Below are 25,150 nucleotides of genomic sequence, written 5' to 3' on the forward strand. Positions count from 1 at the left end.
CTTTTGGCTAGTACTGTATGACTTCTGATTCTGTGATTCCCAATCTAAAGTCAAATTCTGCACTTCCTAATGCAGAATCAAACTCTATCCTTTCTGATGTAGAGTCAGATTCTATTCTCCCGGATGCTGAGTTAAAATCTGTTCTCCTTTATTTAAAATCAAATACTGTTCTTGGAGATGTAGAGTCAAATCCTGCTGACCCAGATGTAGAGTCAAATACTGATGCCGGATCGGATTTTATCCTGACTGACTTAAATCCCGATGAGTTAGCATTACCAGGGCATCGTGTAAATGATAATAGTCAAGTCCAGTTAAAAAGTAAGGAGGGACGACTTTTATTAATTTTGCCCTCGGAATCTCAAGTATCTGCCTCAGAACTCACTTGGTCTGATATTTGGCAACAAATAAGGCAACGTCTGAGTGCAGGCGAGCGCTTCCGTGTATCTAATACACCTGTGCATTTAATGGCACAAGACCGTTTGGTAGATGCCAGACAACTCCAAGAACTCGCCGAGGCTTTGAGTGAAGTCCAACTCCGACTGATATCTGTCTCGACAAGTCGGCGGCAAACTGCGATCGCTGCCGTGACATCTGGGTATTCTGTAGAACAATTACAGCCCGTAACTTCCCTGAGTTCCGAGCCAACAGCTACAGCGATCCCCCAAGAAGATGCCCTCTATTTAGAAATGACAGTCCGCTCTGGAGTAGAAATTCGTCATCCTGGGACAGTAATTCTCTTGGGAGATTTAAATCCAGGTGGTATTGTAATTGCAGATGGAGATATTATTATCTGGGGTCGTCTGCGTGGAATTGCTCATGCTGGGGCTGGAGGCAATAGTGAGTGTCTGATTATGGCCTTGCAAATGGAACCAACTCAACTGCGGATCGCAGATGCTGTAGCTAGAGCACCAGAAAAACCGCCAATGCAGTTTTCTCCAGAGGTGGCACATATTACGCCCCAAGGAATTCGTATCGCTAGGGCGACTGATTTTTCCAGAAACCAATTCACCAAGAGCAATCAAGAGCCATAAATATTTACTTAAAGAATGAAGTATATAAGTAAGGATGAAATAAAACAAATATTCATGCCTCACCCTGATCAGGGAGAACAGATATTTCTTCATACTTGATACGATACTTCATACTTTATACTGCAATTTACTGTTTTATATTTCCTGAACCCTCATTGACCGCATTTCTATCATGACTCGCATTATTGTGATTACCTCCGGTAAAGGAGGAGTGGGTAAAACCACAGTTTCAGCAAATTTGGGTATGGCTTTAGCCAAAATGGGGCGTCAAGTTGCTTTGGTTGATGCGGATTTTGGTCTGAGAAATTTGGATTTGCTCTTAGGGCTGGAAAACCGCATCGTTTATACTGCGGTAGAAGTCTTAGCCAGAGAGTGCCGTTTAGAACAAGCCTTGGTGAAAGATAAGCGCCAACCCAATCTCGTACTCCTGCCGGCAGCCCAAAATCGCTCCAAAGATGCAGTCACACCCGAACAGATGAAGTTATTGGTGAATGCACTAGCGCAAAAATATCAGTACGTGATTATTGATAGCCCTGCGGGGATTGAAAATGGGTTTAAAAATGCGATCGGCCCGGCCAAAGAAGCACTAGTTGTCAGCACACCAGAAATTTCCTCAGTTCGGGATGCCGATCGGGTAGTAGGGTTACTAGAAGCACAAGGTATCAAGCGTGTTCATTTAATAATTAACCGCATCAGACCCGCAATGGTGCAGGCAAATGATATGATGTCAGTGCAAGATGTTCAGGAACTTCTCGCCATTCCCCTGATCGGGGTAATCCCTGACGACGAGCGTGTTATTGTATCTACCAATCGCGGCGAACCCTTAGTGTTAGCGGAAAATCCCTCTTTAGCTGCCACAGCCTTTGAGAACATTGCTCGTAGATTAGAAGGGGAAAGTGTCGAATTTCTGGAGATCGACTCGTCCCAAGACAGCATCTTCGCCCGCCTACGAAGGTTGTTGTGGACAAAGATTGTTTAACTTACCTTTCCAGTCTCCGCCCCAGACCTATTCGTAATGATTGAACTTCTAGAAAAACTTTTTTTTCGCGGCCCTGATAGCAGTCGAACTCAAGTCAAACGTCGCCTGCAATTGGTGATTGCTCACGATCGCGCTGATATAGACCCTCAAACGTTGGAAAAAATGCGGAAGGAAATCCTAGATGTAGTCTGTCGCTATGTAGAAATTGAGACAGAGGGCTTGGAGTTCTCTTTAGAAAGCAACCAACGAACCACAGCTTTAATTGCCAATTTGCCCATTCGCCGGGTGAAGGGTGCCATACCTGAATGGGAAAGAGGTGATAAGCCTCTCTAGCTTGAATTTAAGTATTTTTATTTAGGTTCATAGCTAAAGGTGAATTATATGATACTCTTCGGAAACTGAGTAGGGCAAGAACTATTCTGTAGTTGATTATTTTCAGAGACTTATCGGAAGAGTAATAACACGGTTCGGTTAGCTTGTTTACCACTGGAGAATTGATTTGATTTGATCTGTAACTTTTTCGTTCTTGCCTTCAAGCACTGTTCCTTTCAAGCCCATTCCAAGCCAATCTCGAAAAACATATTTGAATTTATATTTTTGCGCGTCAAATTCATCTAATGAACGAAAAGAAAAGTAGTTTTTTTCATACAAAAAGGCAACTGCTTTTGCATTTGACAAAAGTAATTTAGCTAGCTCTTCATTATTTGAGGCAAATGCATACAAATTTTCTAAAGTTGATTGAAACCATAGACTCCTAACTCCGTCCCTTATACAAATTTCCCAACGAGTATTCGGTTTTATATCGAGTTCATAGTACGGATTTAGCCCAAACCAAGTAGGGTCTAACTCAGTGATAGGACTTCCAGGATTACTTATCCATGAAAAAGGTGCCAGTATTCGAGTGCTAGAAGGCTCTCCAGCTATTATCCATTCCTCACCGTAACTATAAGGTTTAACTATATTTGAAAGGTAGTTAATGAATAAATCATCTAACATTGACCGAATCGAATAGTATGCACTCGGATTCATAAGAATAATCGGTGACTTACTCCTAAAACCAAAATCCATACTAAAGACTGTATAGTCTATATATTTTTTAGAAGTGTAATCATCCCACTCATTCAATACGATACTTTTGTTAGCATTCTTTTTTATTAGAACAGGAGTTAAATACTCAGGAATACTTAATAGCTTTAATTCAACAATTCCAAAGTTATAAGCATCTTCAACAGAACGACCAGCACCCAAAGCTTTATAAAAACCGGAAGCAAAAGTAATCGCAGCTTTGTCACCAATCGCTTCATTCATTCCAACAACAAAATCAATATGTTTGGCTATAACTCTTGCTTGAATTTCAGAATAACAAGCATTTAAAACTACGCATTGGACTTGACTAGAAATTAATTCAAATAGTGAAGCTAGTGCATCAGGAGACACAGACTGAATTGTTCCTGCTTCATCTTCAAAACATAATTCTCCAGTGTTCATTCCGTGTCCAGAAAAATGAACAATCTGTGGATTAGTATCAAATATAGCTTGGGTGACATCCCCTGGTCTTACCGACATTCTAGTAATTAGAGAGAAACTACTTCCCATTCTGGCAAGTTTTAATCTTTCTTCAACCTCTCGAATTTCTTGCCCTAAACGCAGTCTAGAAGCGTTACTCGGATCAGCAACTAGAAACAGTATTCTTACACCGCGTGTACGCTTCACTGTTTACTCCTATCAATCTACGATTACAGTTACCCTAAAACCTATGCTCATAGCACGAACGCTGTGATTAAAAAAAATGTTAACACCTAATCCACCTAACAAATTAATTATATGGATTGTTTTCTGGATAAAATGTGAAACTGTACAAAATAAAAATCCCGTTGTCAGCAGCGATGACAACGGGAGTATGTAGGGTTTTTTATAATCTATCGGTAGGCAACTTGTGGGCCTGCCCAAATTTCTGTCACCTTTTTACCAAAAGTAATCGGCCGATCGTTGTCTGTTGTAGTGATAGTCTTGCCATCATTAGCAACTTGCATCAATGGCCAATTTTCCTCGCCCAATTCCCCTGCACGGAATAACACATGATCCGGTTGGCTTTTACTCCAGCCTAACAATACGGCAATTTTTTCATGTTCTTCCTCACTCACAGGAGCAACTGTGTTAGCGTGATTTTTTTGCCGATCCCAAATCACTGCACTATCTGTAGAATCACCTGTGTTAAATAGACCTTCAAACTTGCGTGCTAAGAAGCGATCGCCTTTTTCTGACCAGCTAACTGGAACTAATACCCCAATCTTACCACTCGGATCAGTTTCTTCTGAAGACTCCGCTTTTGCTGCCTTTACCTTTAATAAAGGATCGCTAACTGGAGTCGTTGAAGCCATCACCCACAATTTCTTAGTTTGCATATCTTGGACAAACATAACGCTGGTGACACGGCTGTTGTACATTTGGGGTTTTACTTCCAGCTGCACCCGACTATAAACAGCATATTTACCATCTGGAGAAATCACGGGTACGCTGCGATAGTGACGCACTCCAGAACCACCATTAGAAGCAATAGCTTCTTGAGTTGCTGTAATCCATTTCCAAGGAATCGGATGAGGACTACCGATGGGATCTATTTGTTCTGCTTGGGACTCATTAACTGGTTCCACAACAGGTATTTCGGTCGTTGTGGTTGATTGAGATTCTCTAATAGTTGGTGCTACTTGAGTTGCTGTCAATGATTCAGTAAAAGACTTTTCTCTAGAAAGATAATTTTCTTGTCCTCTCAAAGACTTGACATTAGCAGCTTTAAGTTTGCGTATTAAATTAAGTTGACTAACAGGAACATCTGTTGATGGTGCGAGTTCAACTGCTGCCAAAGAATCGGGAACAGTTACATCGCTTAAATCTAAATCGCTGCTTGAGAGATAATTATCTACTTCAGCCGAAGACTCAATTTTATTCGCTGGTAATACTTGCGGTTCCTGAACAGCAGTACTTTGTGTTGCCACAGAGTCAAATTCTTCTGTTATCGATTCGATTTGATCTGTTTTTAATGTTTCAGCTATCTCAGGTTCCCCAATTACAGCTATTTCCTTTGATACAGAGTCAGATTCTCCAGCCATCGAAGTTAGTTTATGTACTTCGGATCTTACTGGGATCGAGTGAGCCGATGCTCCTAATAAGGGTGCAATCAGTATCACAACGACAACGTAATTGAGAAATGGTTGTGTGCGGAACCATCCTGACAGCAAAAGGGGTTTAAGCATTTGTAGACTCTCTAGAGGGGGCAATTGCTATGTGAGAAGCAATACATCAACAGCAATGGGGCAGGTGGTAGTTATATGTATAACAAGAAACTAAAAGTAATGACGAAATAATATCTTCAAAGTTTGCAGAGTTTTACAAAAATTAAGTATCATTGTCTACACCTTTTATTACTTAGGTACGGAATATTTTTTTGCAAAAATATGCGAGTATAGTAAATATGCTGAGAACTCAGTAATTACTACACGATATATAATGTCCCTATACCCAAATACACCAAAAATAAGTCTTGGTTAAGGGATATTTAGGATATAGTTTGAGGAATGACGCTGGCAAATAAGAGATAATCTAACTTAGCTACCGGGGATCGTACTAGCGATCGCTAGTACACAGCAAATAAGCTAGGTTACACACTAAATATAACAGCGCAAACCCTCATGATAGTAAACGTGAGGCGTTAATTAAAAACCTGGGAAAGCGGACGCATAATACATCATACTCAGAAGATATTGCTATCAGCAACCCAAAGTTATAAATTGCTATCTAAACTACAAAGATAGTTAAAAGACGCAATGGTTTTTCGGAAATTTAACTACATTTAAAGCTAATTTCGGGAAGACGATCGGGAACACAACAAAATTCACTCGGTAGATGCTCTAGCGACTCGCAAAGAAAAACCACTAAGTGATTAGTTTCACTAGAGGCAAATGCGGCTGATACTAGCTGTTATGCTTGTCAACTTAACTATTAAGTTAATCAAGCAGCCTTTGGTTTCATGAATACGAAAATATTCTACCACCAAATAGCCAATATGATTTACAGCTAACAACTGTATTTTGCAACTGCTGTTCCGAATTCCGGAGGCTGCTAGATGCTGGCTGAGTGAATTCTGTTTCAACATGCAACTTAAATGTTGTCAGTTATGAGGGGCGCACTTACGATTAACTAATAGACTTCTTGCACAAATGCAAAATTCGCCCACCCTGCGGGATCTTGCTACATCCCCCAACCCCTTCTCCCAAAATTGGGAGAAGGGGAGCCAAATATCAAAGTCCCTCTCCCAAGCTTGGGAGAGGGATTTAGGGTGAAAGCTCTTTGATTCATGCAAGAAGTCTAATGACTGACGACTAACAACTACTAATTATTAATGAAAATTGTATTTTTTGGTACACCCCAGTTTGCTGTACCCACCTTGGAAAAGTTATTGAATCATTCAGAATTTGAGGTGCTGGCGGTTGTCACCCAACCAGATAAACGCCGGGAACGTGGAAATAAACTTACGCCTTCACCTATAAAAGCGATCGCAAATGCTCACAATTTACCAGTATGGCAACCCGAACGGGTGAAAAAAGACACTGAAACTTTAAGCAAACTCAAACAATCAGATGCAGATGTGTTTGTTGTTGTCGCTTATGGACAGATTTTATCGTCAAAAATCTTAAATATGCCAAAATTAGCTTGCATTAATGTGCATGGCTCGATTTTACCCAAATATCGCGGTGCAGCACCGATTCAGTGGTGTTTGTATAACGGGGAGAGAGAAACGGGGATCACCACCATGTTGATGGATGTGGGGATGGATACCGGCGCAATGCTCCAAATAGCCACTACACCGATTGGATTACTGGATAATGCCCAAGATTTAGCCGACAGACTAGCGGGGATCGGTGGGGATTTGTTGGTGGAAACTCTGTTGAAGTTGGAACGTAAAGAAATTCAACCAATTCCCCAAGATAATTTAGCAGCGACTTATGCACCTCTGATTCAAAAACAAGATTATGCTTTGGATTGGTCAAAAAGCGCGATCCAATTACATAATCAAATTAGAGGCTTCTACCCTAACTGTACGGCTACCTTTCGTGAAAACTTGTTGAAAATCACCGCTTCTGCTCCTCTTGGTTCTGTAAGCGATCGCGATCTCCCACCAGAATTGCAAGAATTAATGCATAAATTGCCTGATTTGTCAAATGTATCAGATCAACCGGGAGTTGTAGTAAGCATTATCAAAGGAATTGGCGCAATCATCCAAACAGGGGAAGGTTTATTGCTGTTGCGAGAGGTTCAGTTAGCTGGTAAACGTCCCCAGTCGGGATGGGATTTTGTTAATGGTACCCGCTTAACTGTGGGAGAAGTTTTTGGTGCGGGTAGTTGAGGGAGATGAGGGAGAAATCAATTCAAAATTCAAAATTCAAAATTCAAAATTGAAGAAAAAGACTGGGAAAGATGTAGCTTTAACTTCCCGTAGGGTGGGAGATCAGGGGGATGAGGGAGATGAGGGAGATGAGGGAGAATAACTTTTAACTCCTAACTCCTAACTCCCAACTCCTAACTCCTAACTCCTAACTCCTAACTTTCATAAAAGCGGCAAGATTCGCAAGGCCCATCTGGGTTGACTGCACAGCGAATGAGTTCTGAATGAGCATTATAGCAGCAGGTGGCATCACCGATTACCCAACGTCCCGCTACCAAACTTTTCTCAGATGGTCGTTTAGCAGACTGTACATAAATGGCAATATTATGCAAGCGGTAGCGCCCAGCTTGAAGTTTGTATCTATGGCGGCGCTCTAAAACTGCGTAGGTTTTACCTTCAAAATCGAGATAGTTTCCGGGTTGGGGTGTCCAATCAAGTTGCACTCTACCAAGGGACTCACGCGGGTGCGTCAGAATCACCTCAGTTTGTAAAGAGTCTGGCTCCATAAGCTTATGTGATTTGATTTACATTATAAAGATGGTATCGCGATCGCTTTCTTTAGCTTACCGAATTTAAATTACAATTGATGATTAACTAGATTTGCGAGATATACTGCTGCCCTACAAATTACGGCAACCAAAAGTTAGGCAGGATAGATTTGCTCAAGTTACCTAAAGTTTGGTTGAGCGATCGCGCCACTTGTATATGCACTTCATCCTCTTCTACAGCTAAAATCTCAGATGGCTGACCTTCTCCCAAATAAGACACCACCAAATTTGCCGCCTCCAAACCAGTAACATAAGCTTTTTCCTGCGACCAGGAACCATGACGGTTCACAATCCAATCCCCACTCATAAACACGTTCTCAAAACTTGTCTTAGCGGGCAACATATAACGATAGCTGCCAGGTGCAAAGTGAGTCACCGCTTGAGGTAGCCGAATTACACTACTATCAATAATCTTTGCCTCTCGAAATGCTGGTACACAAGTTGCTAAATAACCCTGAACTATTGGTAAAATTTCCTCATCACTCAAATTGAGAAACTGATTCGCATGATAGAAATCAGCTTCAATCACTGTTCCCGATTCATCCCGATATTCATCATGTAGGGCATTCAAATCAAAAAACGTCCAACCTGTAGTTGCGTCGAATCCAAAGCAAGCATTAGAAGGACGAGGAATATCAATTTTGCAGTCAAACCATAGTCGCGTTGCTAAAACATCAATTGCTCCTAAATTGCTCAAATTACGGAATTCTTCACGGCTTTGTAAACTAGGGCTAGTTGAGACAATTTTCTTCATCCCCGTGATTCCAACCGCAAAAATCACGGCATCTGCTTCAATTACTTCATCACCGCAAACCACACCCTTGGCTCGATGATTACTATCAACAATTAAATCTGTAACCCGACGCTTGGGTAACACTCGCACCCCAGCTTTTTCGATACGTTCCACCCAAGGACGAAATATCTTTTCTCCAACAGTTCCCCGACACCAAACCACATCAAAATCGGGTTGATGAGCCAGAATAAAAAAGTAAAGCATCCCTAAAGTTGCGGCGGCTGAACACTGTTCGCCAGGGGCAAATAAGCCCACTAATAACATCGGTTCAAAAGCCTCGCGGTAAAGTCGTGCAGAAATGTTAAAGTCTTTGAACAATTCACGGGCAGTTACAAAATCATAGCGCCGCCAAGCTGCATCAGAATTATCAAAATCAACGACAGCATAAAGTAAAGGCAGGGCGCTGAGACGGTCAATTAGTGGCAGCCGCTTAAACTGAGTGTAGAGAAAAGTTCCCAGTGGCGAGGGGAGTCGCGGTAAATCTTGAAAAATTGGTGATTCAACTTCCAAACCTGCTGGCGAATATTGTGAAGAACGAGTCCAAGTAGTAAAAGGATTAATTTCTAATTCATTGATTAAAGAAAAAATATTTCTGTAAGGATACCAGAACCCATGAATGCCAGCTTCAACAGATTTTCCGGCTGCCGTTTGCCAACCTGCCACTAATCCACCAGGATAGGGGCCTGCTTCTAGAAGTGTCACATCATAACCTTGTTTTGCCAAATGGTAGGTTGCTCCTAAACCAGCCCAACCAGCACCTACAACTACCACCCGTTTTTGTTGTAACCCTCCTACCATCTCAGCCTCCAATTGTTGCAGTCCATCAACTAATGTATACGAACTTGTGTTTTGATCGAGCAAGAGTTGATTATTATAGCGATTTTCGTTTGGATGCAATGGGCGCTTTGGTAGCATATTTGTGCAGCCTTACCATATTCCATCGAATTAAAATAGCTATAGACTTTAAAAAAAGGCTCAGGAGAAGGGGTTCAGTAAAAATCACTTGCGGGTAATGCTGAGTTAAGAGTATAACAGAAAACAGATTTAACTATTCATGAGGAATAATCATAATGAGTCAATTAGCAAATGCAAAATTTAGTCTGAATGACTTTGAATTGCGAGATGGGATTTATTTTCCTAGCGACTATGAACAATTAACTAATACTCAACATAAAAAAACATGGGACGCAATTGGTAAAACATATTATGGTTCCCAAAAAATTGAAAAAGTTGCAGAGACATCGCCCATTAAACAAGATTACACTCTGCTAACTGGCACGCCTGGAGGTACTTGGAACAAATTTCCGTTGAATAAATCTGTCGGTTCTATTCTAGAAATTGGTTCTGGTTATGGTCGTGCACCTTTACATCTCTCTAAAGCGAAAAATCTGAGATGTGAGAAATATTACGGCATTGATATTTCTGAACCTTTATTGCGGCGGTTAATCAAAGTTAAACAAGAATACAATTTTTTCCCCGAAGCTGAATTTAACTTGATTTGTACTTCTGCTGAAACATTGCCTTTAGAAGATAATTCTATAGATTTGGTAATTTCTAACTGCGTCTTTATGCATATCCCAGATGCACAATTAAGAAATTTATTGGCTGATATCTCTCGTGTGCTAAAACCTGGTGGAATTTTTGTTTTTAATCATTCCTTTCACAATAAATCCTGTCCTTCTCATATTATCCATAATTTTATTAGAAGGCTGAACCCATTTGTGAGAAATCCAGTATATCTCAAGCAATATTCAGCTGCTGAAATAGAAGAAATGTTAGCTACTGCTGGGATGAAAGCCAAGTGTCCACAATACATTGTCGAACCAACAGCAGAATATGCAATTTTACCGGAAACCATCAAAGGGATTCCGGTGCCGTTTGCTAATGCTATCAACAGAAGTCTCAAGCCATCAGATAATTTAAAAGAAACTTTGGCTTATGGTTTTAGTGCCTACAGTACTCAACTGGACTAAATTAAGAAACTTTCTGGTTGTCACAATGAACTGAATACAAATAATCTACAAGAGCACAACAATGTTGTGCTTTTATTTTTACAATGAAGGACTATGAACTTTGTCTATTATTTTTTGCTTTGAGTATGATTATTTAGTCTAAACTCCTATATGCAACGCCCAAGATGAGTATCAAATGATAATAAACCGTATCGAATTCTGATATTTGATACTCAACTGAACGCGAATTTTGTTTAAAGTTTGGATAGTTTTTGGGATTTCCTTTATTTATTGTAATGTAGTTTACCAACTTTTACCAATATATATAGACTAAAGTTGGTAAATTAGGGATTAGTTGAGCTAATTCTTCCCTACGCAACTATGCCATTGGATTTATCGCCTCTTTGGATATCACTCAAAACTTCATTACTTGCCACATTTATCACCTTCTTTTTGGGTATCGCTGCTGCCTACTGGATGCTGGGATATCGTGGCAAAGGTAAATCGTTGATTGAGGGTATCTTTATTGCACCCCTGATTTTACCGCCCACAGTTGTCGGGTTCTTGTTGCTGCTATTTTTCGGCAAAAATGGCCCTGTAGGGAAATTCATGGAGGCTTTTGACTTCACCATCGTCTTTACTTGGTATGGTGCTGCAATCGCAGCTACAGTAGTTTCTTTCCCTTTAATGTATAAAACTGCACTAGGAGCCTTTGAACAAATAGATGGTAATCTACTGCGAGTAGCTAGAACCCTTGGTGCAACTGAAACCACAATCTTTTGGCGCATCAGTTTACCCCTAGCACTGCCCGGCATTGTCGCCGCCACAATGCTAGCTTTTGCCCGTGCTTTGGGAGAATTCGGCGCAACTTTGATGCTGGCTGGTAACATTCCCGGACAAACGCAGACAATCCCAATGGCGATTTATTTTGCTGTGGAAGCGGGAGCAATGAATGAGGCTTGGTTCTGGGCGATCGCAATTATGGTGATTTCTCTATCTGGAATTATTGCAGTCAACTTCTGGCAAGAATTGAGAGATAAGAGGAGAGCAGGGGGAGCAGGGGAAGCAGGGGGAGCAGGGGAAGCAGGGGGAGAAATTCTTTATACCCCGCGATCCAGCTTTGAATCTGGTGGATTGTTAGTCAACATTGAAAAAATACTTCCTAGCTTTCATTTAAAAGTTGCTTTCACTACTGATGAGCAACCCTTGGGATTGTTAGGGGGTTCTGGAGCAGGTAAGAGCATGATTTTGCGCTGCCTTGCAGGCATAGAAACGCCCACAATCGGGCGGATAGTTTTAAATGGCAGAGTTCTGTTTGACTCAGAACAAGGAATTAATTTACCCAGTCGCGATCGCCGCATCGGTTTTTTAGTGCAGAATTACGCTCTGTTTCCGCACATGAGTGTGGCGCAAAACATCGCTTTCGGTTTGCCCAAAAACCTATCTGCTGGGAGTATTCGGGTGCAGGTAGAGGAGCAACTAATAGCGATGCAGTTGCAGGGATTAGGCGATCGCTATCCGCACCAACTTTCAGGGGGACAACAACAACGGGTAGCCTTGGCAAGAGCATTAGCTAGTCAACCGGAAGCGTTACTTTTGGATGAACCGTTTTCGGCACTTGACACCCATCTACGGAGTCAATTAGAGGAGCAAATGACAGAAACTCTAGCTGACTATCAAGGTGTGACTCTATTTGTCACTCATAATATGGAAGAAGCTTATCGGATTTGCCCGAATCTATTGGTATTGGAGCATGGTAGAGCCGTTCATTATGGCAGCAAATATGATATTTTCCAGCATCCTGCTACTGTGAGTGTTGCCCAACTTACCGGATGTAAAAACTTCTCCCGCGCTGTTCTCGAGTCATCTCAACAGGTGGAAGCGATTGATTGGGGTTGTACTCTGCAAGTAATTGAACCTGTCAAAAGCGAATTATCTCACGTCGGCATTCGTGCCCATCAGTTCATTTTTACCAACGACTCATCACAGGAAAATACCTTTCCCTGCTGGGTAGTACGAACAAGTGAAACGCCTCATCGAATGACATTATTTCTCAAATTACATTCGGCTGGCAAGAATTCTCAAGATTACCATCTGCAAGCTGAAGTCTTTAAAGAAAAATGGGCGACTATGAAAGACCAAGCTTTTCCTTGGTATGTGCGTTTAGATCCTCTGCGGTTGATTTTGATGGAGTGAACGCAGAGATATACGTCGCGATCTCAATTCTACAAACACAACCAATACGTCTTGCAGTTGCTGATAGAAAGATTGTGTTTTACCCGATATATAAAAAATTATTCAAAGAGGACGCGATCGCTCGGTTGTTATTGTCGCCACACTTCCCTAGTGTTTTTATCTGGCAGCTGTGCAGAAAAGGGAACAAATGTTGTTAATTGAACAAGTCACCAGCAATGAGGTAATGGATGCGGCGTATGCGTGGTTGTGCGATCGCCGAGAGAACTACCATTATAACAATGATGTTTGGCAGCTCCGGCGCTGGTGGCAGGAGAAAAAACCGCAACTTGTCGAGCAACTGCGGGCGGGGAAATATCGCTTTCGGGAGCAGAGGCGGGTAACGAGTCAGGGTGAAGTGAAGGAAATTTGGGCAGCGTTAGATGCCCTGGTATTGAAGGCGGTGTCTATAGTTCTGCAAGATTATTTGCAACCCCATTTGTCCACTCGTTGCTTTCATCTGGCGGGAAGGGGTGGGCTAAAGGGGGCGGTGCGGGAAGTGGCTGATTGTGTGTCTAAGTTTGAGTTTGTGTTTCGCACGGATGTCAAGGGCTACTATGCCAGTATTAATCATGAGATTCTCTATAAATTGGTGGCTGACTATGTACAAGACCCTGTGGTGTTGGATTTGGTGGGGCAGTACCTCCAGCGATTTGTTTCGGATGGAGGGGAATATACGGATATCGTACAGGGGATTTCCTTGGGGTGTCCGTTATCGCCACTGATGGGGGCGCTGTACCTGAAGCCTTTGGATGACCGCATGGCGGAACTGGGCTGCTTTTACGTGCGGTATATGGATGATTGGGTAATTTTGTCCCCGACGCGCTGGAAGTTGCGGAAGGCAATTAAGGCGGTGAATGAGGTAATGGCGGATTTGCGGGTAGGAGAAAAGCACCCGGATAAGACCTTTATCGGGCGGATATCGCGGGGCTTTGATTTTTTGGGGTATTGGTTTTCACCGTCGGGGTTGGGGATTGCCCAGAAGACGGTCGAGCGCTGCGTGGAGCGGATTTCCCGGCTTTATGAGCAAGGTGCGTCATTTGAGCGCATTGGGGAATATGTGCGGAATTGGTGGCGATGGGTGAAGGGTGGTTTGTTGGGACGAATGATTGCAACTTGGGTTAAAGGCTTGTGTAAAAATAACCTGAACTATTTCCATGTGTACGCTTGATTTCGCAACCCATTCCTTTCCTTTTATTTTGTGTTTTTTACTTCTGCCCTTCACAAGTTGCTTTCTTTCATGGCGCGGTTCTCGACATTCTTTCCTCACTCTTAATTCTCCCAGATTCGTATTCCACCATTTATAGAACTTCTTTTGCACTTCCGCGTCTGTGAGGCTTTTTGACATCAACGGATGCTCTCTTACTACCGCTATTACATTGTCTTTCCTATCATACTGATTTCCTTCGGCTCATAACACGTTCCACTGCCACTTAATACCTCTTCGGGTTCTCGGAACGTCTAAAGCATTGCCTCTGTCCACGGTGACTCTGCGGTTGTTTTTCCGAAGTTGGCCTCCAGCATTACCAAGTCGTATGTTCCTTATTTGACATCGTCTATCATTTCCTCTTGCAAGCCTTCATTCGGGTTTGTTTGTTACTCTCTGTGAACCAATATCCACGTTCATTCCACGTCAGCTCATTTCCCTCTAAGATCTCTGAAGCCCCCGCATCGCCCCTTTCGCATTAAAGCCGTCGGGATGGTGTGTTATGTACAAGACCTCCCATCTTTTATTTCGCGTGCACATCTAATCGATGACAACATACTTAGCGCCGATGAATTTTTTCCCCGACCGCGATGACTCTTCTTCCTCTTTTTCCTCTTCTTCTACCTCCTTACGCTCTTGTTCTACATACTTTTTTCCTTTCTTCACACTACAACTTCCGAATATTTTACTCAGCATCCCTTTTTCTTTCATACTTTTTCACCTTTTCTTACACTCTCCGTTTGATTCTTGTCGTCTCTATCCCAACTGGGGGGGTGACTCACTTTTGTTCTCCCTTCCATCCCCTTGATAGGTATTTCATCCCCTCTCTCTGCCTCCACCTCGTCCTTTCGCGGCGTGTATTATCCCACGATTACACTTCCTGATTCACGAAAATTTCTTATGTTTTTCCATCTCCTCTCTCTGCGTGTTGACCTTTTGCAGGAGTTCCAACGCGGGTCTCGATACTTCCCTATCCATACTTAATGTCAACAAGCATCCCGGACACTTGAACTCTGCCTGAGTGAGTAAACTATATATCGACATTTCGATTTGAAACCCGCACTCTGGACATGGCATTCCTGGGGTACGTTGCTGTACCTGTTTCTCTTGCCTTTCTTCTCTTTTTCTCATTTCCTTAACTTCCTTTATGAATTTTTTGTCTTCATGACTATTGGAGTTGATTACCCAGTTTCGAGCGCACTTTCTGCCTTTTTCTCTGTTTAACTGGCTTCTATCGTCCCAGATGTTTGGCTTCGACTGCCCTCTGGGATAACATTGGTACTATTTTCAAATACCTTCATTAACTTAATCATTCCTACTGGTAAATCTGCTTGCTTCATTTTCACAGTCACCTTCATGTTTGAATCGATGGATGGGATTGGCTTCCCATCCTCCGATTTTCCTGCTGTTGGGGCTAACCTTGCCTTCATTCCCTGGTATGGGGGATTAGCCGTCGGGTTATTTTTCTCCGCTTCATCTCCAGTTTTATTGGGGTCGAAAGATTCCAAAACTTTTGGGGGAACTTCTGTAAAAACGCGAATGTTAAATTCAAACTCTGCGGTATCTATTTGTAGCAGAGGCAGAGGAATGAGTGACAACAGAGGAACTTCTACACGGTATTCTCTGCCGCCTTGGTTGTAGCTAAAAGTCACCATTTTTAAGCGGCGGACTGGCGCTTCTGTTCCGGTTACAACCGTCTCTTCCATTCCATATTTTTGAAAAAACTCTACAAATTTGGCACCTGCGTCAAAGTCCGCCGACAGTGTGGCAATCAAAGGCCCAGCAATCAGTTCTCGGAAACTAAGAACACTATCTTCCTCTAATGCCATAATCACTTCTCCTTTTTCATTTTTTGCGGAAACCCACTTTTACAATGTCTTGTACAATCGACTGTTTGGAAACAACTTTCACAGGAAAACTAATCAATCACTTTTAAATCTTCATAGATAACTATTCCTTGACTTTTTGTAAGCTTTGTCCTGATTCAGATATCATCCATCGATAATTCTCCAATCCTGCCTTGATTTTTAGAGTTGAAACCATGTCAATTGGAAGATCCTTTAATGCTAGTGGGTTAACAATTATATCCGCATTGGGAACACCCGGCATCATGACCAGCAATGATTTTACAGATGTGGTAGTACTATTTTGAGCAGCTATTATATTAAACTCAGCTGATATCACTTGTCTGATCTTTTCGACTTCTTGCTCGGTTTTATTAAAAGCTGTTTTATGCACCACCAGACAAGAATTCCCCCAACTTCCAGTTTCTTCATCTAATTGAGCCAAAGTCAAAATCGGTGCTGGCGGCAATTCACACTTCGCCACCTCAACACACCGATAACCATCTTTGTTTACGTCTAACTTCCCATCCGATAGAGTCGCAATCACCGATCGCACTACCTCAATCGATTCCTCACCCACAACACTCTCCACTTCCTCTACCGCAACGGATAATGTCATAGTCTTGATCGCAATCGGTTCAACTCCCGCATTCCCCTTGGACATTTCCCCAATTGCAGACTCAGTTACTTCCATTGTTGGCGTAACAGATTTATCCGTATCAATTCCATCCTCTCCGATAAAATATCCCCTCAATTCCTCTCGCAGAATTGCCCGCGCCAGGGAGATGCGCTTGCAGACATTCTGGTAAGAAATCTCTTGCTGTTGGACAATTTCTTGATAAGACAGTTCCTGATAAAAGTGCAGGATAAACGTCTCGCGCAGCCTAGTCGGTAAGTTATCAATGGCACGACGAATCACAATCCTTTTCTCGCCAGTCTCCATTGCACTTTCTGGCGTTTCCTCACTCCGTACCAGTCCTTGCTCCTCTTTCGAGGCGTATACTTCTATATTCTCAACTCTATTGGTACTGCGATCGCGTTCTCGATGAATATCCACACAGAGATTATGAGTTAGTCGAGTCAGCCAAGCCTTAAAATTAGCAATTTCCTCCGCATACTTTTGCACCTTCTCCCAAGCTTTGAGCATCGCCCGACTTAGCGCATCTTCAGCATCCGTCGGATTCCCACCCATCCACTTGAGACAGCAACGATGAAGATAATCTCGATATTCCTGCCATTGTTGCCAAAACCTTTTTACTAAATCTTTATCTTCCGAATTATTCCGTAGGCAGGACGTAACTGATGCAACCACTGATTGACAATTTGACATAACTTCTGATGTGGTAGTGTATCCAGTCGCTGCAAAATTAATGCCTTCAATCCCTTATAGGGCTAGGCATTCGAGTATGAAATATGGTCTGAAAGTCAAAGAATGATGTACTTGCTGTATGCCGTAAATCTAACATCTATCTTTAGGCATAACTTCAGTAAAATCACTTACCTTGATTAAAAAATATTAAATTAATGTGAGTTCAACGGTTAAAAAAAGGCAAAAAGCTTGCTAGATATGAAGCGCGAGAAACTGGGCAGGTAATGACATATTCACAGGTGGTGCAGCGACTGATAGATTCCTTGACAATCATCAGTGCTGCTTTTAACAGCTCTGCTATTGGTCTAAATACCATTAGTGATTTCAACAGATCCCAAGGTGACAAGATTGTACTGGATAAGACTAACCTGTTGTGCGTAGACGCTTCTCCTGTCGGAGACGCTAGGCGAACGTCTTGTCGCAGACATCGCTCTAATCCCGAAATTATTTAAGTAATATTAATTATTGTTAAAGTATTGGTTTAGACTTGTATCAACCGATAATTTTAGAAGTCCTTACTTCAAGCGCCCAGACCCCAAAGAGTCTGAGCGCTTGAATATTAGGTTGCAGAGAAACTTCTGCTAGATCGTTATAGAATTATGCGGGCATCATGTGCATACTTCTGCAAGACTCTGCACACTTGCGGCAAGCAGCAGCACATTCCATCATTTTTGCGTCATCGCTCATCATCTCACACGCCATTGCAGTGCGATCGCACATTTCCGCACAAAGCATACAAGTGCGTTCCATGAACTCAGAACCGCTCATCATCATATTCATACACATCATGCACATTTCAGAGCAATCACGCATCATACTCATCATGCTCATCATGCTCTTGTCCATGTGCTGACCGCCTTTACTCATACAATGAGTCATGGTTTCCATGCACATTTTGTGACAGTCCATACAAACATCCATGCAAGTTTGCATTTCTGGAGTCATGGTTTCAGTCATCATCATCATCATCATCGGAAATACCTCCTGATTTTTTGATGCATAAACAGTGTCCTCGGAAGGACTACTCATCACATTAGTCCTATCCTTTTAAATAGTCAATGGGGTTTTTAATTCAGAATTTTTAAGCCTACTATCCCGATATAATTACCGGTAAATTGAAGGAATTCTACACTAGTTTGGTGTTATTTTTCTGGGAAATACTATACATTAAGGCTTATAAACCCTCATTTACAAGTGTGGTTTCATTTGGCAAGTCAACTTTAGCTCGGTGATCAAAAGTTAGAGTTAAATTTAACTCGAAAATAATGTTATTGTTTTTAACAAATGAATGCCTAAACTAAGCATTTATAAATTTATATTAACCTGTGTTTTATTAACTTATATTAATTTGAAGATATATGTCCTGAAAAATTCGTAATTCATAATAGAATTTCAACTGCACTTAAAACAAAATTCTCTCAAAAAAAATAATTTTCACAACTTACAAAGAAAGCCAGCTTTGCTGAGGGCAGAAGGAAAGAAGTATTAATAAAAACTAAAGTTTTTGGGTATAAAGCCCACTAATATAAAAAAATTTGTGTCGAGATGCATAGCACGAGACACAAGACGTCCTTGCTTCAATCCCACGTTTTTAAAAGTGGGGTTCCATAAAAGCCTTCTGACGAGAGTACTTCTGCCTTCTGAAATAAGAGAAGAAATCTATATTAAGATGTCGGTTATAGATTTGATTGCAATTTGAGTAAGCGAGCGCTCGCTGCTTGTAATGTCTCAGGTCTTTTGCTGAAGCAAAATCTGATTAATGAATGTCCTTTTTCTGGTTGGCTGAAAAAGCTGGAACCGGGAACGACAGCAACACCAATATCTTTAATCAGATGGTAAGTGAATTCAACATCTGTGTTATAGCCAAATTTGGAAATATCTGCAAGAACGTAATAGGCTCCTTTGGGAACGAAATAGGGAATGCCAACTTGGTCTAGAATTTGTAAAATGCTGTCTCGCTTCTGGTGATAAAGTTTGGCTAGTTCTTGATAATAGAATGGTGGCAGTTGCATGGCGGCAACTCCGGCTCGTTGCAATGGTGCAGGTGCGCCAACGGTGAGAAAATCATGGACTTTGCGAATCGCCCCTGTCAATTCAGGGTTTGCCAGAATGTAGCCGACTCGCCATCCAGTGACGCTATAAGTTTTGGATAAACCGTTAATAGTAACGGTGCGTTCTTCCATTCCAGGAAGGGTAGCTAGGGCAATATGTTGAGTGCCGTCATAGAGAATATGTTCATAGATTTCGTCTGTGAACGCTAACACATCCCATTTTTGACAAAGTTCAGCAATTAGGGTGAGTTCTTCACGGGTGAAGACTTTACCTGTGGGATTATGGGGTGTGTTGATAATAATCGCTTTGGTATTGGCATTGAAAGCTTGACGCAACTGTGATTCATCAAATGTCCAATGAGGAGTATGCAGTGTCACATAGCGGGGTATAGCACCAGCTAAAATCGCATCGGGGCCGTAGTTTTCATAATATGGCTCAAATACAATTACTTCGTCACCCGGATCGACTGTCGCCAGCATTACAGCTGCCATTGCTTCTGTGGAACCACAGGTAACGGTGATTTGGGTTTCGGGATTGATATCTAAGCCGAGATACCAACGGACTTTGTTAGCGATCGCATGACGAAATGGGCGATCGCCCCAAGTAATGGCATACTGATTAACATCTGCCTCTATGGCCTGATATGCTGCCTGTTTCAACTCCAAGGGACAAGGAAAATCAGGGAATCCCTGCGCCAGATTTACTGCATCGTGTTGCAGTGCCACCCTGGTCATTTCTCGAATCACCGACTCTGTAAACTGTTCTGCCTTCGCTGATATTTTTTGCCGCCTAATTTTACCCACCCCTATACCTCCCTTAATCCTTGATTGCTGTTATCCGGGAATTTCTGTAAACCAGACGAAACCCATAATATTGATAGATTTATCGTAGTATACTCAAATTTCAGATCCAGGGGAAGAAGGAAGGGAGCAGGGGAGCAGGGAGCAAGGGAGAAGAGTTTTCCCCTCAGCAAGAACAGCACGCTGCCCCACTGCCTCTTTTCAATGCCCAATGCCCGTATTATCTATATACTGAATTATTGAGATTAATAGTCAATTATTGAAGTACTGATCCAGAATCATCATGAAATCTTTGCACCGTCCCGATCTGTATAGCTGGTCTAATTTCAATCCGGCAAGAAATATTGATTTCAATGGGATTGCCTGGATTCGCCCAGATGGCAACATCTTGATTGACCCAGTAGCCCTATCAAACCATGATTGGAATCATCTAAAATCCCTCGGTGGTGTGGTTTGGATTGTGCTGACGAATTCTGAGCATGTCAGGGCAAGTAAAGAAATTGCCGATCAAACTTATGCTAAGATTGCTGGCCCTATTGCAGAAAAAGACACTTTTCCTATACCTTGCGATCGCTGGCTATCTGATGGTGAAGAATTTGTCCCAGGACTGGAGGTGATTGAACTCAATGGTTCTAAAACTCCCGGTGAGTTGGCTCTGTTACTAGAGGAGACAACTTTAATTACAGGGGATTTAGTCCGGGCACGCAAAGCAGGTAGCTTAACGATTTTACCAGATGACAAGCTGCTGAATCGAAAGGAGGCTGTTGCTTCTGTTCGCAGATTGGCTCAACTGAGTCGGGTAGAAGCAGTACTGGTGGGGGATGGTTGGCCGGTCTTTCGGGATGGACGCGATCGCTTGCAGGATCTGGTAGCAACGCTGTAAATAATTAGGGTAGCATAGCTAGCTATGCTACCCTACAGGCGATTGTGGTTCAAATAGATCAAAAAGGCTGTCAGAAGAAAATCAAACAACACCGTATCATGGTAGTTAGTAGCATTTATGTCTGATGCTTTCTTTTTTGCCATAAAAGAATATCAGGTAAGTAATATCCTGATTTCCTGACGGCAGAATACGAAAGCTTTTACTGATTCACCTAGTTGGAGAACGCTGATGTCGAAGGAAAGAAAAAGTAATAAAGAAGCTAAAAAACCTAAAAAAGATCCCAAAGACAAAAAGGAGAAAAAAGACCCAAGCAAATAGGACGATTTAGGTAAATAGTTCTAGCGAAGACCAAGAGTTGCATTTCCTTAAATTGACAATACTTCGTCCAGTAGCATTGAATAGGAAAAGTTATTGTCAAAAATTTATTCACCCTTGGTCAAGCCTAAAAATCTGATGATTTAGGTTGTGTGTGCGATGTCACGACAGGCTACGCCTACGCAACTTAATCAAGCAGGATCAAACTTCAGCGAAACACCGTTCATGCAGTAGCGCTTACCAGTGGGTGCAGGACCATCATCAAAAACATGACCCAGATGACCACCACAGCGACTACAATGCACTTCAGTTCTGCTCATAAACAACGACTTGTCTACAGTAGTGGCGATCGCACCTTCAATTGGATTAAAGAAGCTAGGCCAGCCAGTACCACTATTAAATTTGGTATCAGATGTAAACAGTGGTAGTTCACAGGCGGCACAATAATAAGTGCCTTGGTCGTATTCCTTATCCAATGGACTGGTGTAAGGGCGTTCAGTTCCATGTTTACGCAAAACATTAAACTGTTCTGGCGTTAAAATCGTGCGCCATTCTGACTCCGGTTTGGTAACTTCAAATCCACTCTGAGAAGTTGTCATTGCCTGTGACCCCCAATTGATATACCTTGATAACAATGCTGTGCCGACTATGACTGCACTAGCCTGTAAAAAATAGCGTTTGTCCATATATCTATTATTTTCTATTTTCCGGTTCACTGGGCAATCGATTCCAGTACGGAATTCCCTACATGAATGACTATAATCAGCGATCGCTCTGAATTATCCCTGATAAACTGATTAAAATTGGCTAAGAAACAACAAATTATTTTTCAAGAAAATATTAGGCGGCAATCCGATCGATTTGACCTAATTTTGGACAATACAAGTATAGTTTTCAACTAGAGCATAACGATAGATAATCAATCATCTTCATCAGAGGTGGTTGTAAGATCCTGATTAGTCCCCTGTTTACCCTGACTCGTCAGAAATACAAATACGCGATTGAGGCGCTTCACCCCACTTAGGGTAATCAGAGTCAGTAAGCCTCCCAATAATCCCATTTGCCATAGACCACAACCAATTGCAGCCCCCAATCCGGCCGCCGTCCAGACACAGGCGGCTGTAGTTAAACCCTTTACTTTTGGCGTTGCAGATTTTCTCGGAGACTCTTGTAAAATCAATCCGGCTCCGAGAAATCCAACCCCGGTAGCTACACCTTGAATTGTGCGACTCAGTGCATTGGTAGCAGCATAGGGACTCTCGCCCTCAGCCTGCAAAGGAATCATCACGAATAGTGCTGCCCCCATACTCACGAGCATAAATGTTCTCATCCCTGCCGGTCTACCCCCTTGCTGACGGTTAAATCCAATCAAGCAACCAACCAGGAGCGCCAAAGACAATCTAAACGCTATATGTGGCCAATCGTTGGCAGCAATAAACATCGACCCCATTGCCTTATTTCTCCTAGAGACAGAACGGAATTTTGCGCCTATTGCCAGTGGACTGGATAGCTACCCACGTTTATAGCTGAAAACTAAGTACATTAAGTCAATCAGCTTGGCGTACATTAAGGTTAATTTAACAGAAGGTTAGGCATAAGTAAACTAATATACACAAAGATGCTATTGCTGTATTCTTCCTAGAGAAAGAAAGAAGGAGGCAGGGGTATGCCCAATGTCCCAATTCCCAATTTTTTTTAATCGCTAGCTTATTGAACACTGCCTAATATACATTGGTCTGATAGAGATACCGGAGTTTTCTGAAAAACTTCTTCTTTGGTTAAGTAGAATGTGATACTCTAAAAACTATAAATAATGGTAATTCGATATAATTACCGTAGTTTTAAGGTATTCATGCAGCTACTATGGTTCATCCCAACCCACGGCGACGGACGTTACCTTGCAACTGCTACAGGCGGACGGGCAGTAAGCTTTCCTTCTTTATCCCAGCAATCCAGGTACTCAGTTAGTGTACGGGCGGCAGGTCAAGAAGCCTGTAAAGCGTCCTGTCGTGGATGTTCGCTTTCGTCACGCTCACTTATTCCTGAATGGACGACAGACAGTTATTAATCTTAATGGTATCCGTGAAACAATCGCCCATAAGTGGGACAGAACTGAAGATGAATTTGATGGGGTCAAGGGAAGCGTAAAGGATCTTCAAAGCTTTCTGCAAAAGAGAGATGATTTTAACATCTGCTGAATTAACTCACTGGGGATTCACTCAAAAGAAACGATCGAAATCTTCTCATGAATCATTCGGAGTTGCTGTAAAAATTACTTAATGCTACACAAATAAATTTATATTTCGCTAAATACTTCAGTAGGTAAACTGGGCTACGAACAGCGCAGCCCTTGTTTACCACTTTGTAGCTTATGAAAGCGCTGGTGCTGCTTCTAACTTCTCAGCTTTGTTCTTCAATACGGTTGGTAGTTCGCTATTGAACGCCTCACCTTCAACCACTTGCGATCGGAAACCATCGGGACCAACTGGAACATCGCCCGTGATGGTGGTGCGATAGAGGACGCGCTCGACTTCCAGATGATCCAAATCTTGAGGAGCCAAATGGGAAGTGGCGCGGTTGTCCCAGAACGCAATGTCACCGTTATTCCAGCGGAAGCGGGTAGTGTAGGCGGGCTTGGCGATCTGGTTGAAGAACAACTCAAGCAGTAGATCGCTCTCTTGTCGTGATACGTCGATAATGTGCGAGGTGAAGCCAGGATTGACGTACAATGCGCGTTCACCAGTCTCAGGATGAACCCTTACTACTGGGTGGATTGAAACCAGGGGATTGGCTGCGATGCGCTGGGCAATCTTGCTGTTGCTGGGGAAATTCAAACGCGCATTGAAGCGATGTTCGGCTTTTAATGTATCTGCAAAGGCCCGTAGGGGTGCTGACAGACCCTCGTAGGCTGCGACTAGATTTGTCCATTGTGTGTCACCACCGAAGCTAGGGACATTAACCGCACGCAAAATTGACGCCGCAGGTGGGTTGACAACTGCTGTGACATCGGTGTGCCAACGGCTCTCGTAGCTGGAACGGCGCAGACCATTGCGCCGCTCGTAACGGCTGCGGTCAATGGGCAGGATTTCTGAGAAGCCTTCAATCGGCTCATCTTCGTGGGGATGTGCGTAAGTCACTTCACCGAAACGAGCCGTGAATGCAATCTGTGCCGCATGATCGATGTTTTGACCGCGAAAGAACACGACTTTCCACTTCAATAGTGCTTGACGAATTTCTTTGACTGCATCATCGTGCAAAGGACGCGACAGGTCTACGCCGCTGATTTCGGCACCGATGAAACCTGCTACCTGTTTGACTTCAATGTGTTTGTTGCTCATGTCAATTCTCCATAATTTGATCGATAGAGCGATGTTCGCAAGCGATCGCAATGACAATTATCATACTATAAACCGATAGATTTACAGTAGTATCTACTTGCAGTATTTTAGACTGCTGGAACAACGGTCGATTTAGTCCAAGCAAGGGCAAGTTAAAATTCGCAACACAGATTAAGAAGCAAGCTACGTAATTAAATGGGTATAGAGCAAGCACTAAATTTTTGCTACAAGTGCCTTTTTTGGAACTTACAACGATTCCACAATAGCCTCTCTGTATTCTTCGCTACTCACAGGCGTATTTATAATACTTTTATATAAACTTTATAAAATCTTTTTATTTGTAACACCAGTATTTGATTGATTG

The 25,150-nt window shown here is 42.4% G+C and carries 23 protein-coding genes; 11 read left to right on the forward strand and 12 right to left on the reverse strand.

Going from position 1 to position 25,150, the window contains the following annotated elements:
• The first annotated feature begins 17 nt into the window (after nucleotides 1-17).
• The 3 genes from minC to minE all read left to right on the forward strand — a co-directional run bounded on the left by minC (nucleotide 18) and on the right by minE (nucleotide 2,343).
• Nucleotides 18-1,031 (forward strand): septum site-determining protein MinC, encoded by a 1,014-nt coding sequence (minC, locus tag HWQ40_RS08635; protein ID WP_292776635.1) that lies wholly within the window; start codon nucleotides 18-20, stop codon nucleotides 1,029-1,031.
• Nucleotides 1,032-1,203: 172 nt separating this feature from the next.
• Nucleotides 1,204-2,010 (forward strand): septum site-determining protein MinD, encoded by an 807-nt coding sequence (minD, locus tag HWQ40_RS08640; protein ID WP_012410009.1) that lies wholly within the window; start codon nucleotides 1,204-1,206, stop codon nucleotides 2,008-2,010.
• Nucleotides 2,011-2,046: 36 nt separating this feature from the next.
• A complete protein-coding gene (gene minE / locus HWQ40_RS08645; protein ID WP_292776638.1) occupies nucleotides 2,047-2,343 on the forward strand; it encodes a cell division topological specificity factor MinE in 297 nt (98 codons plus the stop codon).
• A gap of 147 nt (nucleotides 2,344-2,490) precedes the next feature.
• Here the strand turns inward: minE and HWQ40_RS08650 are convergent, their stop codons facing one another.
• Together HWQ40_RS08650 and HWQ40_RS08655 are read right to left on the reverse strand one after the other, a co-directional pair.
• Nucleotides 2,491-3,723, reverse strand: a complete 1,233-nt coding sequence (locus tag HWQ40_RS08650) for a CHAT domain-containing protein (protein WP_292776640.1) — start codon at nucleotides 3,721-3,723, stop codon at nucleotides 2,491-2,493.
• A 206-nt stretch (nucleotides 3,724-3,929) separates the two neighbouring features.
• Nucleotides 3,930-5,264, reverse strand: coding sequence for a hypothetical protein (locus HWQ40_RS08655; RefSeq protein WP_292776642.1), 1,335 nt, complete (start codon nucleotides 5,262-5,264; stop codon nucleotides 3,930-3,932).
• Nucleotides 5,265-6,409: 1,145 nt separating this feature from the next.
• Between HWQ40_RS08655 and fmt the strand changes: the two genes are divergently transcribed.
• Together fmt and HWQ40_RS08665 are read left to right on the forward strand one after the other, a co-directional pair.
• Nucleotides 6,410-7,414 (forward strand): methionyl-tRNA formyltransferase, encoded by a 1,005-nt coding sequence (gene fmt, locus HWQ40_RS08660; RefSeq protein WP_292776644.1) that lies wholly within the window; start codon nucleotides 6,410-6,412, stop codon nucleotides 7,412-7,414.
• Nucleotides 7,401-7,556, forward strand: a complete 156-nt coding sequence (locus HWQ40_RS08665; protein WP_292776646.1) for a hypothetical protein — start codon at nucleotides 7,401-7,403, stop codon at nucleotides 7,554-7,556. Before fmt ends, HWQ40_RS08665 begins: the two co-directional genes overlap by 14 nt.
• A gap of 52 nt (nucleotides 7,557-7,608) precedes the next feature.
• On the opposite strand, the gene HWQ40_RS08670 is transcribed toward HWQ40_RS08665, so the two are convergent.
• Nucleotides 7,609-7,959 (reverse strand): DUF6464 family protein, encoded by a 351-nt coding sequence (locus HWQ40_RS08670; protein ID WP_292776648.1) that lies wholly within the window; start codon nucleotides 7,957-7,959, stop codon nucleotides 7,609-7,611.
• Nucleotides 7,960-8,080: 121 nt separating this feature from the next.
• A complete protein-coding gene (locus HWQ40_RS08675) occupies nucleotides 8,081-9,592 on the reverse strand; it encodes an FAD-dependent oxidoreductase (RefSeq protein WP_292776693.1) in 1,512 nt (503 codons plus the stop codon).
• Nucleotides 9,593-9,864: 272 nt separating this feature from the next.
• Between HWQ40_RS08675 and HWQ40_RS08680 the strand changes: the two genes are divergently transcribed.
• From HWQ40_RS08680 to HWQ40_RS08690, 3 genes are all read left to right on the forward strand, one after another.
• Nucleotides 9,865-10,767, forward strand: a complete 903-nt coding sequence (locus tag HWQ40_RS08680; RefSeq protein WP_292776650.1) for a class I SAM-dependent methyltransferase — start codon at nucleotides 9,865-9,867, stop codon at nucleotides 10,765-10,767.
• Between the two features lie 360 nt (nucleotides 10,768-11,127).
• The gene (gene modB / locus HWQ40_RS08685) at nucleotides 11,128-12,942 is read left to right on the forward strand and encodes a molybdate ABC transporter permease subunit (protein ID WP_292776653.1); all 1,815 of its coding nucleotides are present in this window, start codon (nucleotides 11,128-11,130) and stop codon (nucleotides 12,940-12,942) included.
• A gap of 187 nt (nucleotides 12,943-13,129) precedes the next feature.
• Nucleotides 13,130-14,149, forward strand: coding sequence for a reverse transcriptase/maturase family protein (locus tag HWQ40_RS08690; RefSeq protein WP_292776656.1), 1,020 nt, complete (start codon nucleotides 13,130-13,132; stop codon nucleotides 14,147-14,149).
• Nucleotides 14,150-14,725: 576 nt separating this feature from the next.
• Here the strand turns inward: HWQ40_RS08690 and HWQ40_RS08695 are convergent.
• From HWQ40_RS08695 to HWQ40_RS08705, 3 genes are all read right to left on the reverse strand, one after another.
• On the reverse strand, nucleotides 14,726-14,896 hold the full coding sequence (locus HWQ40_RS08695) for a hypothetical protein (protein ID WP_292776658.1): 171 nt from the start codon (nucleotides 14,894-14,896) through the stop codon (nucleotides 14,726-14,728).
• Between the two features lie 509 nt (nucleotides 14,897-15,405).
• The gene (locus HWQ40_RS08700; RefSeq protein WP_292776660.1) at nucleotides 15,406-16,014 is read right to left on the reverse strand and encodes a DUF2589 domain-containing protein; all 609 of its coding nucleotides are present in this window, start codon (nucleotides 16,012-16,014) and stop codon (nucleotides 15,406-15,408) included.
• 121 nt (nucleotides 16,015-16,135) lie between these two features.
• The gene (locus HWQ40_RS08705; protein WP_292776662.1) at nucleotides 16,136-17,359 is read right to left on the reverse strand and encodes a sigma-70 family RNA polymerase sigma factor; all 1,224 of its coding nucleotides are present in this window, start codon (nucleotides 17,357-17,359) and stop codon (nucleotides 16,136-16,138) included.
• Nucleotides 17,360-17,622: 263 nt separating this feature from the next.
• Between HWQ40_RS08705 and HWQ40_RS08710 the strand changes: the two genes are divergently transcribed.
• Nucleotides 17,623-17,850 carry a hypothetical protein gene (locus tag HWQ40_RS08710; RefSeq protein ID WP_292776664.1) on the forward strand — a complete coding sequence of 76 codons (228 nt, stop codon included), beginning with the start codon at nucleotides 17,623-17,625 and terminating at the stop codon, nucleotides 17,848-17,850.
• A 145-nt stretch (nucleotides 17,851-17,995) separates the two neighbouring features.
• Here the strand turns inward: HWQ40_RS08710 and HWQ40_RS08715 are convergent, their stop codons facing one another.
• Together HWQ40_RS08715 and HWQ40_RS08720 are read right to left on the reverse strand one after the other, a co-directional pair.
• Nucleotides 17,996-18,367 carry a four-helix bundle copper-binding protein gene (locus HWQ40_RS08715; protein WP_292776694.1) on the reverse strand — a complete coding sequence of 124 codons (372 nt, stop codon included), beginning with the start codon at nucleotides 18,365-18,367 and terminating at the stop codon, nucleotides 17,996-17,998.
• A 707-nt stretch (nucleotides 18,368-19,074) separates the two neighbouring features.
• Nucleotides 19,075-20,253 (reverse strand): aminotransferase class I/II-fold pyridoxal phosphate-dependent enzyme, encoded by a 1,179-nt coding sequence (locus HWQ40_RS08720; protein WP_292776665.1) that lies wholly within the window; start codon nucleotides 20,251-20,253, stop codon nucleotides 19,075-19,077.
• 280 nt (nucleotides 20,254-20,533) lie between these two features.
• Between HWQ40_RS08720 and HWQ40_RS08725 the strand changes: the two genes are divergently transcribed.
• Nucleotides 20,534-21,133: an MBL fold metallo-hydrolase gene (locus HWQ40_RS08725; RefSeq protein ID WP_292776668.1), complete on the forward strand. Its 600-nt coding sequence runs from the start codon at nucleotides 20,534-20,536 to the stop codon at nucleotides 21,131-21,133.
• A gap of 506 nt (nucleotides 21,134-21,639) precedes the next feature.
• On the opposite strand, the gene msrB is transcribed toward HWQ40_RS08725, so the two are convergent.
• Nucleotides 21,640-22,134, reverse strand: a complete 495-nt coding sequence (gene msrB, locus HWQ40_RS08730) for a peptide-methionine (R)-S-oxide reductase MsrB (RefSeq protein WP_292776671.1) — start codon at nucleotides 22,132-22,134, stop codon at nucleotides 21,640-21,642.
• Between the two features lie 233 nt (nucleotides 22,135-22,367).
• Nucleotides 22,368-22,898 carry an MgtC/SapB family protein gene (locus HWQ40_RS08735; protein ID WP_292776673.1) on the reverse strand — a complete coding sequence of 177 codons (531 nt, stop codon included), beginning with the start codon at nucleotides 22,896-22,898 and terminating at the stop codon, nucleotides 22,368-22,370.
• 402 nt (nucleotides 22,899-23,300) lie between these two features.
• On the opposite strand from HWQ40_RS08735, the gene HWQ40_RS08740 reads away from it, so the two are divergent.
• Nucleotides 23,301-23,516, forward strand: coding sequence for a hypothetical protein (locus HWQ40_RS08740; RefSeq protein WP_292776695.1), 216 nt, complete (start codon nucleotides 23,301-23,303; stop codon nucleotides 23,514-23,516).
• 301 nt (nucleotides 23,517-23,817) lie between these two features.
• Here the strand turns inward: HWQ40_RS08740 and HWQ40_RS08745 are convergent, their stop codons facing one another.
• The gene (locus tag HWQ40_RS08745; RefSeq protein ID WP_292776675.1) at nucleotides 23,818-24,786 is read right to left on the reverse strand and encodes a TauD/TfdA family dioxygenase; all 969 of its coding nucleotides are present in this window, start codon (nucleotides 24,784-24,786) and stop codon (nucleotides 23,818-23,820) included.
• Nucleotides 24,787-25,150 lie beyond the last annotated feature (364 nt).

This window comes from Nostoc sp. NMS9 (assembly GCF_017114995.1).
Classification (GTDB): domain Bacteria; phylum Cyanobacteriota; class Cyanobacteriia; order Cyanobacteriales; family Nostocaceae; genus Nostoc.

What these genes read in the sequence shown, in the direction of transcription:
- HWQ40_RS08745 (WP_292776675.1), bottom strand. Translation starts at nt 24,786, where the DNA reads ATGAGCAACAAACACATTGAAGTCAAACAGGTAGCAGGTTTCATCGGT.
- HWQ40_RS08740 (WP_292776695.1), top strand. Translation starts at nt 23,301, where the DNA reads ATGCAGCTACTATGGTTCATCCCAACCCACGGCGACGGACGTTACCTT.
- fmt (WP_292776644.1), top strand. Translation starts at nt 6,410, where the DNA reads ATGAAAATTGTATTTTTTGGTACACCCCAGTTTGCTGTACCCACCTTG.
- minD (WP_012410009.1), top strand. Translation starts at nt 1,204, where the DNA reads ATGACTCGCATTATTGTGATTACCTCCGGTAAAGGAGGAGTGGGTAAA.
- HWQ40_RS08675 (WP_292776693.1), bottom strand. Translation starts at nt 9,592, where the DNA reads ATGGTAGGAGGGTTACAACAAAAACGGGTGGTAGTTGTAGGTGCTGGT.
- HWQ40_RS08655 (WP_292776642.1), bottom strand. Translation starts at nt 5,264, where the DNA reads ATGCTTAAACCCCTTTTGCTGTCAGGATGGTTCCGCACACAACCATTT.
- HWQ40_RS08715 (WP_292776694.1), bottom strand. Translation starts at nt 18,367, where the DNA reads ATGATGATGATGATGACTGAAACCATGACTCCAGAAATGCAAACTTGC.
- HWQ40_RS08695 (WP_292776658.1), bottom strand. Translation starts at nt 14,896, where the DNA reads ATGAAAGAAAAAGGGATGCTGAGTAAAATATTCGGAAGTTGTAGTGTG.
- modB (WP_292776653.1), top strand. Translation starts at nt 11,128, where the DNA reads ATGCCATTGGATTTATCGCCTCTTTGGATATCACTCAAAACTTCATTA.
- HWQ40_RS08710 (WP_292776664.1), top strand. Translation starts at nt 17,623, where the DNA reads ATGACATATTCACAGGTGGTGCAGCGACTGATAGATTCCTTGACAATC.
- minC (WP_292776635.1), top strand. Translation starts at nt 18, where the DNA reads ATGACTTCTGATTCTGTGATTCCCAATCTAAAGTCAAATTCTGCACTT.
- HWQ40_RS08725 (WP_292776668.1), top strand. Translation starts at nt 20,534, where the DNA reads ATGAAATCTTTGCACCGTCCCGATCTGTATAGCTGGTCTAATTTCAAT.
- HWQ40_RS08700 (WP_292776660.1), bottom strand. Translation starts at nt 16,014, where the DNA reads ATGGCATTAGAGGAAGATAGTGTTCTTAGTTTCCGAGAACTGATTGCT.
- HWQ40_RS08690 (WP_292776656.1), top strand. Translation starts at nt 13,130, where the DNA reads ATGTTGTTAATTGAACAAGTCACCAGCAATGAGGTAATGGATGCGGCG.
- HWQ40_RS08705 (WP_292776662.1), bottom strand. Translation starts at nt 17,359, where the DNA reads ATGTCAAATTGTCAATCAGTGGTTGCATCAGTTACGTCCTGCCTACGG.
- HWQ40_RS08670 (WP_292776648.1), bottom strand. Translation starts at nt 7,959, where the DNA reads ATGGAGCCAGACTCTTTACAAACTGAGGTGATTCTGACGCACCCGCGT.
- msrB (WP_292776671.1), bottom strand. Translation starts at nt 22,134, where the DNA reads ATGGACAAACGCTATTTTTTACAGGCTAGTGCAGTCATAGTCGGCACA.
- HWQ40_RS08680 (WP_292776650.1), top strand. Translation starts at nt 9,865, where the DNA reads ATGAGTCAATTAGCAAATGCAAAATTTAGTCTGAATGACTTTGAATTG.
- minE (WP_292776638.1), top strand. Translation starts at nt 2,047, where the DNA reads ATGATTGAACTTCTAGAAAAACTTTTTTTTCGCGGCCCTGATAGCAGT.
- HWQ40_RS08735 (WP_292776673.1), bottom strand. Translation starts at nt 22,898, where the DNA reads ATGGGGTCGATGTTTATTGCTGCCAACGATTGGCCACATATAGCGTTT.